The organism is Nocardiopsis sp. NRRL B-16309 (genome assembly GCF_001279585.1).
Taxonomy (GTDB): domain Bacteria; phylum Actinomycetota; class Actinomycetes; order Streptosporangiales; family Streptosporangiaceae; genus Nocardiopsis.
In genome coordinates this window covers 79,758-94,001 of record NZ_LGEC01000066.1, presented here as the reverse complement: position 1 = coordinate 94,001, position 14,244 = coordinate 79,758, and the positions used below count along the sequence as shown (strand labels likewise).

Genomic DNA, 14,244 nt, shown 5'->3' with positions numbered 1-14,244 from the left:
GGGTGAGGGGCGCGCCGGTGCCTGCAGGAGGAGTCTCTGCCGCCAGCGAGCTTGCGAGCCAGGCAGTAGCGACGACGAAGGCCCCGGCGTGAAGCGCCCCGAACCTCGGGCCAAAGCAGGAGGAACCGCGCCGAAGGCGTCCGTTGAGGGTGGTGGCGGGCGACGGTGTGGGAACGAGCGGAGGCCCAAGAAGGCACGGCGAGGGCGCCGACGGGGTTCTGGAGGTCCTGGAGGTGCGCTTCCGAGGAACGAGGAAGCGCACCGCAAGGGCCGAAGGTTCCCGTTCTCAAGGCGCCCGAGCGCCCCCTACTCCTCCGCGTCCGCCGGCTTCTTCGCGGTCGTCCGGGGCACCCCGGTCTTGCCCGCGGCCGTGGACTTGCGCGTCGTCGTCTTCTTCGCCGTGGTGGTCGTGGTCTTCTTCGCGGCCGTCGTCTTCTTCGCCGCGGGCTTCTTGGCGGGCGCCTTCTTGGCCGGGGCCTTCTTCTTCGCCGGGGCCTTGGCCCGGCGCTCGGCCAGCAGCTCCGCCGCCCGGGCGTCGGTGATCGCGTCGACCTCGTCACCCTTGCGCAGCGACGCGTTGACCTCCCCGTCGGTGACGTAGGGGCCGAACCGGCCGTCCTTGATCACCATCGTGGCACCGGACTCGGGGTCCTTGCCCAGCTCGCGCAGGGGCGGGGCCGCCGCGCGGCGTCCGCGCTGCTTGGGCTGGGCGAAGATCGCCTGCGCCTCCTCCAGGGTGACCGTGAACATCTGCTCCTCGGTCTCCAGGGAGCGGCTGTCCGTGCCCTTCTTCAGGTAGGGCCCGTACCGGCCGTTCTGCGCCGTGACGTCCTCGCCGTCCAGCTGGCCCACGACCCTGGGCAGGGACAGCAGCCGCAGCGCGTCCTCCAGCGTGACGGTGTCCAGGGACATCGACTTGAGCAGGGAGCTCGTCCGCGGCTTCTCCTTGGCCTTGGCCCGGCTCTTGGGCTTGGCCTCGCCCTCCGCCTCCGCCGGGTCCTCGATGACCTCGGTGACGTAGGGGCCGAAGCGACCGGACTTGGCCACGATCGTGCGGCCCGTCTCGGGGTCGACGCCGAGTTCGCGGTCACCGCTGGGCTGCGCGAACAGCTCCTCGGCCTTCTCCTGGGTCAGCTCGTCCGGGGCCAGGTCCTCCGGCACGTTGACCCGGACGCCGTCGCGGTCCAGGTAGGGGCCGTAGCGCCCCACCCGCAGCACGATGTCGGTCCCGGGCAGCGGCAGGGAGCTGACCTCCTTGGGGTCGATCTCCGACAGGTGGTCGCCCACCAGTTCCTTGAGACCGGTCTCGTGCCCGCCCTGCGCGTCCTCGCCGCCGAAGTAGAACCGGCGCAGCCAGGGCAGGCTCTCGGCCTCGCCGCGGGCGATGTCGTCGAGCACGTCCTCCAGGCGGGCGGTGAACGCGTAGTCCACCAGGTTGCCGAAGTGGCGCTCCAGCAGCTGCACGACGGCGAAGGCCAGGAAGGACGGCACGAGCGCCGTGCCCTTCTTGAACACGTAGCCGCGGTCCTGGATGGTGCCGATGATCGCCGCGTAGGTGGAGGGGCGGCCGATCTCCCGCTCCTCCAGCTCCTTGACCAGGCTCGCCTCGGTGTAGCGCGCCGGCGGCCGGGTGCTGTGGCCCTCGGCCTCCAGTGCCTGCGCCTTGAGCGGGTCGGCCTCGGACATCGGGGGCAGCCGCCGCTCGCGGTCGTCCAGGTCGGCCGCGGGGTCGTCGGAGCCCTCCACGTAGGCCTTGAGGAACCCGTGGAAGGTGATGATCTTGCCGGTCGCGCTGAACTCGGCGACCTCGCCGCCCGAGGACGCGCCCTCGATGCGCACCGTGACGGACTCACCGACCGCGTCCTTCATCTGGGAGGCGACGGTGCGCTTCCAGATGAGGTCGTAGAGCCGGAACTCGGGTCCGGACAGCCCGGTCTCGGCGGGCGTGCGGAACTCCTCGCCCGCCGGGCGGATCGCCTCGTGCGCCTCCTGGGCGTTCTTCACCTTGCTGGCGTACACCCGGGGCTTGGCGGGCAGGTAGTCGCCGCCGTACAGGCGCCGGACCTGGTTGCGCGCGGCGTTGACCGCGCTGTCCGACAGCGTGGTGCTGTCGGTACGCATGTAGGTGATGTACCCGTTCTCGTACAGGCGCTGGGCGACCTGCATGGCCTGCTTCGCGGACAGGCCCAGCTTGCGCGAGGCCTCCTGCTGCAGGGTCGTGGTGCGGAACGGCGCGTAGGGCGAGCGGCGGTAGGGCTTGCGCTCGACCGAGCGCACCGAGAACCCGGCTCCGGCCAGGCGCTCGGCCAGGCCGCGGGCGGCGGCCTCGTCCAGCTGGCGGACGTCGCGGTCCGAGCGCAGTGTGCCCTGGGGGGTGAAGTCCCGGCCCACGGCGATGCGCTTTCCGTCCACGGAGACGAGGGTGGCCGGGAAGGTCGCCGGACCCTCCTGCACACCGGCCTCGGTGGCGTCGAAGACGGCCTTGAGGTCCCAGTACTCCGCGGAGGTGAAGGCCATCCGCTCGCGCTCGCGCTCGACCACCAGACGGGTGGCCACGGACTGCACGCGGCCCGCCGACAGCTTCGGCATGACCTTCTTCCACAGCACCGGGGAGACCTCGTAGCCGTAGAGGCGGTCCAGGATGCGGCGGGTCTCCTGCGCGCTGACCAGGCGGGTGTTGAGGTCGCGCGTGTTGCGGGCGGCGCGCTGGATGGCGTCCTTGGTGATCTCGTTGAACACCATGCGCTTGACGGGGATCTTGGGCTTGAGCTCTTCGAGCAGGTGCCAGGCGATCGCCTCGCCCTCGCGGTCCTCATCTGTGGCGAGGAGGAGTTCGTCGGCGTCCGCCATGAGCTCCTTGAGCTTCTTGACGTGCGACTTCTTGTCGGGGTTGACGACGTAGAGGGGTTCGAAGTCCCCATCGACGTCCACACCGAGCCGCGCCCAGGGCTGACCCTTGTACTTGGCGGGGATCTCGGCGGCCTTGGCGGGCATGTCGCGGATGTGGCCGATGCTGGACTCCACGACGTAGCCGCGGCCCAGGTATCCGGCGATGGTCTTCGCCTTGGCGGGCGACTCGACGATGACGAGGGCGTTGCCCGCCCCTTGGCGTCCGCTGTCGTTCGAGCCGTTCTTGCCGGCGCTGCCCTTCGTGGGTGGCACGCTCTTCCCCTACGTCTAGCCTTACGTGATCTCTTCGGCCGTGGTCAGTCGGTCCCGTGGGAACCGACAGTAACCGAATTCCAGGCACTCCCCCGTCGATGGGCCCGCGTGGCCGCTCCGCGTGTGAGAGGTCCTCCCCGCGGTCGGCCGGGGCTCGTTTCCACCGGCATCCGCAGAATAGGCGCTCGGCGAACCGCTACCGTCCCGTATCGCACGTGTCCGTCCGTGGCAACAGTCTCCCCTCGTGGGCCGAGGGCTCCGACGAGCACCTGGAACACATCGTGATGGTGAGTTGTGTCACACTTCCCGGGCCGGGTGTCCATGCCTCCCAGAATGCGGCGAGTCCTCCCGGTTATTCCCGGGAGGACTCGACTCTCGTCCTGAGCTGGTGGTCGTCACCCCCACGCTTCCGCAGTCCACCGCGTTCCAAACGGAACGGAAGCGCGAAGGCGACTCACCTCACCCGTGTCCGCGGCACCGAGGTGCCGGTGCGGGACCCGTTCACGGACACCCTGACCGTTTCCTCCAGGTGGTCGGCGACCCGCAGTCCACCGCGTTCCAAACGGAACGGGACGCCTGTACCCGTCGGTCTCGGCCGGCCGTCCGCGGCCGTGCCCCTCGGCCCCTAGAGGCCGACGCCCGTGAGGCTGAGGACCTCGTCCACGGGGTTCGGTGCCTCGGGCAGCTCGTCGGCGTGCTCCGGGGCGTGCTCCTCCACGGCCTGGGAGGTGGTCTCGCTCAGGGTGTAGTCGACGGGCACCATCTCCGAGACGGGCACCTCGGGCAGCTCGTTCACGACGGGAGCCGCGTCCAGAGCGCCGGACTGGTGCTCGACGGGCGCGCGGTCGTGCACGACGACCGCGTCGCTGTCGGTGGAGCTGGCGCCGGCGATGCCGCCGACCGCGCCGACCGCGTTGCCCGCGACGTTGACCGGCACGTCCGCGTCGGCGACGAGCTGGTTGCCGCCGCCCAGGGAGCCGTTGCCGGAGGTCGCGACGTCCTTGTCGTCCTCCATGATGATCGCGTCGGAGTCGGTGGTGGCCGCGCCGGCCACGCCGCCCACGGCGCCGACCGCGTTGCCGGTGACGTTGACCGGGACGTCCAGGTCGGCGACGGCCTGGTTGCCGCCCAGGACCGAGCCGTTGCCGGAGGTCGCGACGTCCGGGTCGCCCCAGGACTGGTGCTGGCGCTCGGCGGGCGCGGACTGGCGGGCCACGCCCATGTCGACGCCGGAGGTGTCGGGCAGCGGCTGGACGCTGCTGACGACCTCGCCGACCAGGTCGGCCGGGGCCAGGTCGGTGGCACCGGACTGGTGGGCGCGGTAGCCGTTGTCACCGCCGTTGTCACCGCCGTTGTGGCCACCGTTGTGGCCGCCGTTGCCGGTGGAGCGGTCCGTGACGATCGCGTCGGAGTCGGTGGCGGCCGCGCCGGCCATCCCGCCCACGGCGCCGACCGCGTTGCCCGCGACGTTGACCGGGACGTCCAGGTCCAGGACGCCCTGGTTGCCGCCCAGGACCGAACCGTTGCCGGAGGTCGCGATGTCGGGGTCGCCGCCACGGGAGTGGCGCTCGGCGACGATCGCGTCGGAGTCGGTGGCGGCCGCGCCGGCCACGCCGCCCACGGCGCCGATCGCGTTGCCGGAGATGTTGACCGGCACGTCGGCGTCGCCGACGAGCTGGTTCCCGCCGCCCAGGGAGCCGTTGCCGGTCGTCGCGACGTCCGGGTCCCCGCTGCGGCCGTGGTCGTGCACGACGAGCGCGTCGGAGTCGGTGGAGGCGGCACCCGCCACGCCGCCCAGGGCGCCGACCGCGTTGCCCGTGACGTTGACCGGCACGTCGGCGTGGCCGACGATCTGGTTGCCGCCCAGGATCGAGCCGTTGCCCGAGGTGTGGATGTCGTTGCCGCCGCGGTCGATCACGGCCGCGTTGGAGCCGGTGCACTGGGCGCCGGACATGCCGATCAGGGCGGCGACGGAGTTGCCGCAGACGTTGATCGGCACGTCGGCGTCGGCGACGACCTGGTTGCCGCCGAGGACGGAGCCGTTGCCGGAGGTGGCGACGTCGCTGTCCGCGAAGGCCACGCCGCTGCCCAGCGCGACGAAGCCCGCTGCCAGAAGCATGGACCTGGCGGAGGTCCTAGCCCACTTACCCATGTGGGAAGTCCTTTCGAGAGAACGAGTTGATGAGAAAGCTGCTGTGCGTGGGCCACAAGCCGTTCCACGCCCCTGGATGGGGCACGGGCCTACGGCCAAGGCCGGGGATCATCCGGTCGTCCGCGCACCTGGACGGTGCGTGTGCGCCGGGCTGGTGAACGCCTCTCCGTCGAGCCCGCTGGTTGCGGGCGGACGCGTGCGTCCCGTCGGTCAGCTCCGCTCTGGTTGGGCGGCGGCTGACGTGAACCCCGCGGACATGGCCTCGGCCGATGCTGCGGGACTCGCGTCAACCCCCGGACCGCGGACGGCCCGGGAAGCCGATCAGGAGCGTGTGCGGCGGCGGAAGCCGAAGAGGACGAGCCCGACTCCGACCAGGACGGCGGCGGCCGCGGCCGCGATCCAGGAGGTCAGGCCGGAGGTGCCGGTGCGGGGAAGCTCCGGCGAGCTCTCGGACGGGCCTTCCGACGGGCCCTCGGACGGGCCTTCGGAGGGGCTCTCGGACGGACCTTCCGACGGGCCCTCGGACGGTCCCTCGGAGGGGCTTTCCGACGGGCTCTCGGACGGGCCCTCGGACGGTCCCTCGGAGGGGCTCTCCGACGGGCTCTCCGAGGGCGATTCGGAGGGCTCCTCCGGCGGCGTGTAGCCGTCGTAGCCGTTGTGGCCGTCGGTGGAGGACGCCTCCTCGACGGTGGCCTCGTCGTCGGCGCACCCGGCCCCGGCGACACCGAGGACCGCGACGGCGTTGCCGCAGGCGTTGACCGGCGCGTCGGCGTCGACGTCGACCTGGTTGCCGCCGCCGATCGATCCGTTTCCGCTGGTGGTGGTGTCGGCGTGGGCCGCTGCGGCCCCGGTGATGGTGAGGAGGCCCGCTGCCACGAGGGCGGTGATCCTGGCCTGTGTCGCGTGCGTCATGGCATGTCCTTGGGTCAACGAGAGATCAGATGGCTACTCACGGTGACCGCGGCGGCGACTCCGAGCCGAAGGCTGTGGAGAACGGTGCCAGCCGGAATCCGGCATGGCGACTGCGCGTGGAAGCGCGAAGGGACCGGCCGCGGTCGGGAGCGCGACTAGTCGGGGGAGAAGGTGGGGTCGTCCGCGGCGTCGCGGACCACCAGGGTGGGGTCGCCGGGGAGGGCGACCCGCTGGGCCTGCGGCGCGAGGTGCGCCGTGCGGGCCATGAGGAATCCGGCGGTGGCCGGCTGCGGGAAGGTCGGCGCGGCGGTGCCCGTCGCGTCCGTGTGCCCGTGGTGGTGCGTGCCTCCGCCGCCGATGAGGCGGATGCGCTCGCCGAGGTCCTCGGCCTCGTTCGCCGCCCGCTCCGCGGACTGCTCGGCCGCGGTGTCGTGGGCGGCGAGTGCGGCGGCACCGGCCGCCGCGGCGGTCCTGGTCACCTTCTCGACCTCGGCGCGCGGGACGTTCCGCTCGGCGGGACGCGCGGCCTCGGTGTCGGCCCCGGACTCGGAGCCGGGTTCCGGCAGGTCGCCGGAGACCACGGTGTTCGCGGTCCTGGTGGCGCCGTCGATCCCCTCGCCGACGCCCCGGGCGGACTCGGCGAGGCCGTCGGCCACGCCGGTGACCAGACCGGTGTCGTGCAGGGAGCCGTCAGCGGCGCCGGCGACCTCGTGGCCGGTGCGGGTGACGCCCCCGACCAGGTCCCCCGCCCCGCGCGCGGTCTCGTCGACCGTCCGGGTCGCGTCGTCGACGACCCGGTTCGCGGCGGTACCGGTGGCGGTCTGCCCGAGTGCCGACGTGACGCCGGACCCGTGCAGGGCGGTGGAGGGCAGCGACGCGGCCTGGGGCACGACGTCGCCGGTCAGCGTGTCGGTCACCGAGGCGGCCTCGGCCGTGGTGTCGGTGAGCCGGGCGGCGCGGACGCGGTCCGCGGCCGTCTGGCCGGTGCGCTCGGCGGTTTCTCCCGACTGCAGGACGCTGTCGACGAGGCCGTTCGAGTCGGAGCCGGTCCCGCCGTGGGCGGCACCGAACCCTCCGGCCAGCCAGGCGACGACCACGAGACCGGACAGGAGGAGCAGACGGGCGAGGACGACACGGTCACCACAGGCAGCGCGACTGGTCACAACCAGCCACCCCCGGCCCGTGAGCACCATGCATGCCCCCTCGTCTCGTTCCTGCTACGCGGTCCCGGGCGGTCGCGCACCGGGATCGTCCGCCTGAGCCGGATTCGGGCGCACACTGACGCGAGCGCGGAACCACGACATCGTCGAACTGAAAGCAACCGTAGCATCACGCTGGGTGAACATGCACGTGATCGGGAAACGTGCCGAGGACTTTCCGTCAGAGGTGCCGCATTCCGGTCGCGCGGCGGCCCGCGCCCGTCGGCGCGGGCCGCCCGGAATCAGCTCAGGCCGACGAACCGGTCCAGCACGCGCACGCCGAACTGGAGGCCGTCCACGGGAACGCGCTCGTCGACGCCGTGGAACATGCCGGCGAAGTCCAGCTCCGGGGGAAGCTTGAGCGGGGCGAAGCCGTAGTTGCGCACGCCCAGCCGGGAGAAGCTCTTGGCGTCCGTCCCGCCCGACAGGCAGTACGGCACCGCCTTGGCGCCGGGGTCCTCGGCCAGCAGGGACTCCGACATCGCGCTGACCAGGCCGCCCTCGAAGGGGGTCTCCACCGCGGGCAGGTGGTGGATGAACTCGCGGTCGACCTTGGGGCCGAGCAGCCGGTCGATCACGGCGAAGTACTCGTCCTCGGACCCGGGCAGGAAGCGGCCGTCCACCTGGGCGGTGGCCTCGCCCGGAATGACGTTGGCCTTGTATCCGCCGCCGAGCACCGTGGGGTTGAGGGTGTTGCGCAGCGTGGCGCCGATCATCCGCGCGATCGGACCGAGCCTGGCGACCGTGGCGTCCACGTCGCGCTCGTCGAACTCGATCCCGAACGCCTCGCAGACCTCCTCCAGGAAGGTCCGCACGGTCGGCGTGAGCTGGACGGGGAACTCGTGCTCGCCGAGCCTGGCCACGGCCGCCGCCAGTTCGGTGACCGCGTTGTCGGTGTTGACCATCGACCCGTGCCCGGCGGTGCCGCGCGCGGTCAGCTTCATCCAGGCGATGCCCTTCTCCGCGGTCTCCACCAGGTAGAGGCGCCGGTTCTCCTCGACCGTGAAGGAGAAGCCGCCGACCTCGCTGATCGCGGAGTCGCAGTCGGCGAAGAGTTCGGGGTGCTCGTCCACCAGGTACTGGGCGCCCCAGGTACCGCCGGCCTCCTCGTCGGCGAGGAAGGCCAGCACGATGTCGCGCGGGGGGCGGCGCCCTTCGCGCAGGCGCTGGCGCAGCATGGCCAGGACCATGGCGTTCATGTTCTTCATGTCGATGGCGCCGCGGCCCCACACGCACCCGTCGGTCACCTCGCCCGCGAAGGGGTGGTGGGTCCAGTCCTCGGGCGCCGCCGGGACGACGTCCAGGTGGCCGTGGATCAGCAGGGGCGGGCGGCTGGAGTCCTCGCCCGCGATCCGCGCCACCACGTTGCTGCGCCCGGGGTGCTTCTCGTAGATGGTCGACTCGACACCCACCTCGTCGAGCCTGCCCGCGACGTACTCCGCCGCCTTGCGCTCCCCCGGCCCGGAGTGGTCGCCGTAGTTGGAGGTGTCGATCTCGATGAGCTCCCTGCACAGGTCGACGACCTCGACCTCCGCCGCGCTCAGTCCGCTGTCCGTGTCCGGCATCTGCCGCTCCCGTCCCACCGCGCCGTGCCCTACCTGTCCCTCCGACCCTGCCATGGCCACCCCCCGCCGGAAAACATGGTTCGGACAGGTCCCGGCTTTTGCTATGGTTGTCCTGTCCGGCGCGGAGGAGTGCCGAACACACCCTGTCCGGGTGGCGGAATAGGTAGACGCGCTAGCTTGAGGTGCTAGTGCCCGTATAGGGCATGGGGGTTCAAGTCCCCCCTCGGACACCAGATCACCAGAGAAACCCCTGCTCATTGCAGGGGTTTTTTTGTGGCCGAACGGCCTTCACCGGCCTTCGGTCACGGCTCGCATGAGGGCGGTCAGCTGCGCCTCGACGGCGTCGAGCACGGCCGTGGTGCGTTGGGCGCGACACATCGCGACGGCGCCCTCCGCCGCGGCGACACCGGTACCCCGGCCGGTCATTGACCCAGTGCGCATCCATCCGCCGACCGCACATCCGGCAGAGCAGCAGCCCGGCACACAGGTACTCGCGAACCCGCCCGTCCTTGGTCAGGCGGCCCGCACGCACCGCCTGGACCGCGACGAAGTCCCTCTCACTGACCAACTCCGGATGCGCGGCCTTTTTCGAGACCGCCCACTCCTGTCCCTGCTCCTCCGCTGGAGAATTGCCCGAGCCAGAGGCGCGGGCGGAGTGGCTGGCCGGGTGCCGTTGCCAGACCTGGCGACCGGTGCAACGGGGGTTGCTCAGGATCGCGGCCAGGGTCTGCACCGTCCACGCCTGTCCCGAGCGGTGCGGGTTGCGCTCCCGATCAGCGCCCGATGCATCGCCCACCACGATCGCGTCGAAGGACCGCTCGCTGCTGGTCGCCGCCACCAGCAACGCCGCCGCCTCAGGACGCTGATCCCACATCACCTGACGCGAACACCCAGCGTCGAAGAACTCCGCCACGATCACACCGCAGTCGGCGATCACCGCCGCCACTCGTCCGGCCGTGCTTCCTCTCGCGCCGCCATGCCACCCCCTCCACCGATGTGTGCCTTGCGCGCAAGACGAAGCAACCCGTGGTCTATAACGCCACCGCACCATGGAAGGAGAGACCGTCCCGTTCCGGGTGTGATGGAGGCCGGCCCAGGTCGGCCGGCAGTCATGCCGCGTGCGTCCTACTCGTAGCGCAGCGAGGTGACCGGGTCGGCGCGGGCGGCGCGGGCGGCGGGGAGCGTCCCGGCGAGGAACGCGATGGCCATCACGATCAGGACGATGACGGCGATCGATGCCGGGTCGAAGGCGATGAGGGTGAGGCCCGGCAGGTCGGAGAGCAGCGCTCCGGACAGGTTGGAGCTGATCGCGGTGCCGACGAGCATCGCCAGGCCCGCGCCGATGGCGCTGCCGAGGAAGCCGATGAAGACCGCTTCGAGGCTGAACAGGCCGAACACCTTGCCGCTCCCCGTGCCCATGGCCTTCATCAGACCGATCTCGCGGGTGCGTTCCTGCACCGACATGTAGAGGGTGTTCACGATGCCGAAGCTCGCGGCCAGCAGAGCGATGACCGCGAAGGCGTTCAGGACCAGCACGATGGCGTCGATGACCGTCGTGATGGCGCCGAGCTGATCGTCCACGGTGGTGCCGGTGTATCCGGCGTCGGCGAGTGCGGCCTTGAGGTCGGTGACGTCTTGGTCGGTGGCGTCAGGGCTGAACCAGATGCTCGCCTGGGCGTAGCGCTCCTGCTCGTCGGTGGGCACACCGATGTTCTGCGTCGAGAACAGCTCGCTGGTGAGTGCCTCGTTCGGCACGATGCTCGCGCCGGTGGGTGAGGCGAGGCCCTCCTCGGCCACACCGACGATCTCCGCGTCGATCGTGTGTTGCGTGCGCTCGGCGTCGGTGATCGAGATGGAGACGGTCTCCCCGACCGCCGCGGTGTCGTCCGCGAAACCGAGCGGTTCGACGTAGGTGACGGGGAGCACGAGCTGGAGCTCGTCGGAGGTGTCGTCGGGTTCGGATCCCGCGGCGAGCTGGATGGTCTGCCCGGTCACCAGGCTGCCGACGCCGACCACGTACTGCGTACCGTCACCGTGCTGGATGTAGTCGGGCGAGATCGGCTTGGTGGCCTGCACGTCCAGGACGCCCTCGACGTCGGCCAGGGTGCCGAGGTCCTCAGGGGTGAGGGCGACCACCGTCTGTCCGGGGACGCCGCCCACTGCGCTGGCCACGGTGTCCGGGTCGTACTCGGTCGGTTCGGAGTCGGTCCCGCCCATCGGGTCCGAGTCCTCACTGGCCGTGGTGACGGTCATGACGTCGGACGCGCCGATCGAGGTGACCGTGTCGTCGACGTAGGCGTTGATGCCGGTGCCCAGACCGTTGGTGAGGGTGAGTGTGAACGCGCCGACGAAGATCGCGAGGACGGTGAGGACAGTGCGGGTCTTGGAGCGGAACGTGTTGGAGACCGCGGATCCGATCAGGTCGAGGACGTTCACGCCGTCACCAGCTTGGAGTCCTCGACCAGCATTCCGTCGCGGATGACGATGCGGCGGTCGCACCGCGCGGCCAGCTCCTCGTCGTGGGTGACCACGATGAGGGTGATGCCGTTCTCCCGGTTCAGTCCGAACAGGATGTCCTCGACCACACCACCGGTGGTGGTGTCGAGGTTCCCGGTGGGCTCGTCGGCGAAGATGATACGCGGGTTGTTCACCAGGGCGCGGGCGATCACCGACCGCTGCTTCTGTCCGCCGGAGAGGTCGACCGCCTTGTTCCTGGCCTTGTCCGCCAGCTCGAGCTGTTCGAGCGCCGCCAGACCGCGCCGTTTGCGCTCCCGGCGGCCCACGCCGGCGATCTTCATCGGCAGGATCACGTTCTCCAGTACCGAGGAGTTCGCGGTGAGGAAGAACTGCTGGAACACGAACCCGAAGGTCCGGTTGCGGGTCCGGTTCAGTCGACGGCCCTTGAGGGTGTGCGTGTCGACTCCCTGGAGTTCGACCGAGCCGCTGGTGGGAGCGTCGAGCAGGGCCAGGACGTGCATCAGGGTCGATTTGCCCGACCCGCTCTTGCCGAGGATAGCGACGCTCTCGCCTTCGTGGATGTCGAAGTCGACGCCCTTCAGCGCATCGAAGCGGTTGGGGCCGCGACCGTACGACTTGCGTACGTTCCTGGCCGAGATGATCGGGGTGTCCATGCGGGCTCCTCGGTACTGGGCTTGCTTCTGTCCGGGGGATGGCCCGGATGCCCTTATCGTCGCGACCGCTCCGTTCCGGGACGTCACCCCGACGCGGACACTTCGTACCGCGGTCGCGTACCGCGATCGCGGTACGCGCGCATGCTGCGTTCGGGGGACGCCCGCCCGCACCGCTGCCTGACACAATGAGCTCATGAGATGGCCCGTGGAGACGGCGGCCGACCCCTCGACCGGCGCCGCGAGCGGTCGTTCGCGAGTGCCGCCGTGGGTCAAGGACCTGATCGCCGCGGCACTTGTCGCGGTCCCGGTGTTCGTACCCTTCCCCGGGGACGACCCGCCCGAGGGCGTCCTCGCGATCGCCGCGGTCCTCGCTCCCGCCCTGGTGCTCCCGCTACGACGGCGGTGGCCGATCCCGGTCCTCCTGGTGTGCCTCGCGTTGTACGGCCTCGCGGCCCTGTCCGGAACCTTCGCGCCCGGTGTCGTCTTCGCGACGTCCATCGCCATGTTCGGCGTCGCCCACCGGTCGACGCGGCGCACCACCGTGATCGCGGCGGCGTTCGCGGTCCTGACGACCGTGCTCCTGAGCCCTGTGTCGGGGCTCGGCGGCCTTCTGGACCCGCGCAACCTCCAGTTCGCCGCGACGATCGCCTTCGCCACGGCCGCCGGAGACGCCTCCCGGTCCCGGAGGGAGTTCATTCGGGCCATGACCGAGCGTGCCGTGCGGGCGGAACAGAGCCGGGACGCCGAGGCGAAGAGACGCGTCACCGAGGAGCGGCTGCGGATCGCACGCGACCTGCACGACGCCGTCGCGCACCAGATCTCCGTGATCAGCCTCAACGCCGGGGTGGCCACGTCGGCCATGGACACCCGGCCCGAGAAGTCCAAGGAAGCCCTGGGCTCGATTCGGACCGCCGCCCGCACGGTGCTGGGAGAGATCGGTGACCTGATGGCCGTGCTGCGCGCCGACGGCGACGAGTCCGCGGCGGGTGTCACCCCCCAGCCCGGCCTGTCGCGGCTGGATGAGCTCGTGCGGCGCTTCGGCGAAGCGGGCCTCTCGGTCCACGTGCGCCTGGAAGGCGATCTCGGCCGTGTCACCGGCGCGGTCGACCTGGTCGCCTACCGGGTGATCCAGGAAGCCCTGACCAACGCGCACAAGCACGGAGCCGAGCACCGGTCCCATGTCCTGATCGAGGTCCAGGACCAGCATGTACGCATCGTGGTGACCAATCCGGTCCTGCCCGCTCCGCAGGACCCGCCGGCCGTGGAGCCGCTGGGCGGGCATGGACTGACCGGCCTGCGGGAGCGCGTCGCATCGGTCCGCGGCACGGTGGAGACCGGGCAGATGCCCGGCGGCTACCGTGTCGCCGCGACACTGCCCCTGGCGAAGGAGAACAGAAGATGACCACCGTGCTGATCGTCGACGACCAGGTCCTCATCCGCCGGGCGGTGCGGGAGATCCTGGACAACGAGGCGGACCTCTCCGTGGTGGGGGAGGCAGTGAACGGGCGCGACGCGGTCACCCTGGCGACCTCGCTCCAGCCGGACATCGTGCTGATGGACATCCGGATGCCCGAACTCGACGGGATCGAGGCCACGAAGGCCATCTGCGCGGTGCCGTCGCTGGAGAACACCCGGGTGCTCATCCTGACCACCTTCGAAGAGGACGAGTACCTCATCGCGGCACTGCGGGCGGGGGCGAGTGGTTTCATCGGCAAGGGCGCCGAACCCGACGAGATCACCAGAGCCGTGCGGGCCGTACACGCGGGTGACGCCCTGCTCTCACCCTCCGCCACACGCTCCCTGATCACCAAGTACGTGCTGTCCGACCCCACCTCGCCCGGTGCCGGGGTGGCTGTGCCACCGACACTGGCGCACCTGACCGACCGGGAACGGGAGGTATTGCTCCTGGTCGCTCGCGGTCGATCGAACCAGGAGATCGCCGACGAGCTGGTGATCTCGCCGCACACCGCCAAGACCCACGTCAACCGCATCATGGCCAAGCTCTATGCCCACGACCGGGCACAGCTGGTGATCCTCGCCTACGAGAGCGGGATGCTGGCCCCGGGCGGGGCCTGAGGACCGTCCGGGGGCCTGCGTACAGCCGCGCGCGTACCGCGATCGCT

At 70.9% G+C, this 14,244-nt stretch carries 10 protein-coding genes and 1 tRNA gene; 3 read left to right on the top strand and 8 right to left on the bottom strand.

Translation table 11 applies throughout. The features are described from left to right. Positions 1 to 306: 306 nt before the first annotated feature. The 5 genes from topA to ADL05_RS11695 form a co-directional block, all read right to left on the bottom strand. Positions 307 to 3,162: a type I DNA topoisomerase gene (gene topA / locus ADL05_RS11715; RefSeq protein WP_053616939.1), complete on the bottom strand. Its 2,856-nt coding sequence runs from the start codon at positions 3,160 to 3,162 to the stop codon at positions 307 to 309. 625 nt (positions 3,163 to 3,787) lie between these two features. Continuing rightward, a complete protein-coding gene (locus ADL05_RS11710; RefSeq protein WP_053616938.1) occupies positions 3,788 to 5,314 on the bottom strand; it encodes a hypothetical protein in 1,527 nt (508 codons plus the stop codon). A gap of 321 nt (positions 5,315 to 5,635) precedes the next feature. Then, positions 5,636 to 6,226, bottom strand: a complete 591-nt coding sequence (locus tag ADL05_RS11705; protein ID WP_053616937.1) for a chaplin family protein — start codon at positions 6,224 to 6,226, stop codon at positions 5,636 to 5,638. Between the two features lie 155 nt (positions 6,227 to 6,381). After that, positions 6,382 to 7,389: a hypothetical protein gene (locus tag ADL05_RS11700; RefSeq protein ID WP_369800930.1), complete on the bottom strand. Its 1,008-nt coding sequence runs from the start codon at positions 7,387 to 7,389 to the stop codon at positions 6,382 to 6,384. 278 nt (positions 7,390 to 7,667) lie between these two features. Beyond that, positions 7,668 to 8,990: a M20/M25/M40 family metallo-hydrolase gene (locus tag ADL05_RS11695; RefSeq protein ID WP_053616935.1), complete on the bottom strand. Its 1,323-nt coding sequence runs from the start codon at positions 8,988 to 8,990 to the stop codon at positions 7,668 to 7,670. Between the two features lie 145 nt (positions 8,991 to 9,135). On the opposite strand from ADL05_RS11695, the gene ADL05_RS11690 reads away from it, so the two are divergent. Continuing rightward, positions 9,136 to 9,223: transfer RNA gene (locus ADL05_RS11690), tRNA-Leu, on the top strand. Between the two features lie 2 nt (positions 9,224 to 9,225). Here ADL05_RS11690 and ADL05_RS29635 read toward each other — a convergent pair. The 3 genes from ADL05_RS29635 to ADL05_RS11680 form a co-directional block, all read right to left on the bottom strand. Further along, entirely contained in the window at positions 9,226 to 9,936 is a 711-nt protein-coding gene (locus ADL05_RS29635; RefSeq protein ID WP_197285764.1) for a recombinase family protein, read from the bottom strand. 179 nt (positions 9,937 to 10,115) lie between these two features. Then, entirely contained in the window at positions 10,116 to 11,426 is a 1,311-nt protein-coding gene (locus ADL05_RS11685) for an ABC transporter permease (RefSeq protein WP_053616934.1), read from the bottom strand. Then, the gene (locus ADL05_RS11680; RefSeq protein ID WP_053616933.1) at positions 11,423 to 12,121 is read right to left on the bottom strand and encodes an ABC transporter ATP-binding protein; all 699 of its coding nucleotides are present in this window, start codon (positions 12,119 to 12,121) and stop codon (positions 11,423 to 11,425) included. The genes ADL05_RS11685 and ADL05_RS11680 overlap by 4 nt, the downstream gene beginning before the upstream one ends. Before the next feature lie 193 nt (positions 12,122 to 12,314). Between ADL05_RS11680 and ADL05_RS11675 the strand changes: the two genes are divergently transcribed. Then, positions 12,315 to 13,523 carry a sensor histidine kinase gene (locus ADL05_RS11675; protein ID WP_082376301.1) on the top strand — a complete coding sequence of 403 codons (1,209 nt, stop codon included), beginning with the start codon at positions 12,315 to 12,317 and terminating at the stop codon, positions 13,521 to 13,523. Continuing rightward, positions 13,520 to 14,197: a response regulator transcription factor gene (locus ADL05_RS11670; RefSeq protein WP_053616931.1), complete on the top strand. Its 678-nt coding sequence runs from the start codon at positions 13,520 to 13,522 to the stop codon at positions 14,195 to 14,197. The genes ADL05_RS11675 and ADL05_RS11670 overlap by 4 nt, the downstream gene beginning before the upstream one ends. Positions 14,198 to 14,244: the final 47 nt, after the last annotated feature.

Coding starts and splice junctions, on each gene's coding strand:
- ADL05_RS11710 (WP_053616938.1), bottom strand. CDS start 5,314: ATGGGTAAGTGGGCTAGGACCTCCGCCAGGTCCATGCTTCTGGCAGCG.
- ADL05_RS11705 (WP_053616937.1), bottom strand. CDS start 6,226: ATGACGCACGCGACACAGGCCAGGATCACCGCCCTCGTGGCAGCGGGC.
- ADL05_RS11695 (WP_053616935.1), bottom strand. CDS start 8,990: ATGCCGGACACGGACAGCGGACTGAGCGCGGCGGAGGTCGAGGTCGTC.
- ADL05_RS11680 (WP_053616933.1), bottom strand. CDS start 12,121: ATGGACACCCCGATCATCTCGGCCAGGAACGTACGCAAGTCGTACGGT.
- ADL05_RS11675 (WP_082376301.1), top strand. CDS start 12,315: ATGAGATGGCCCGTGGAGACGGCGGCCGACCCCTCGACCGGCGCCGCG.
- ADL05_RS11670 (WP_053616931.1), top strand. CDS start 13,520: ATGACCACCGTGCTGATCGTCGACGACCAGGTCCTCATCCGCCGGGCG.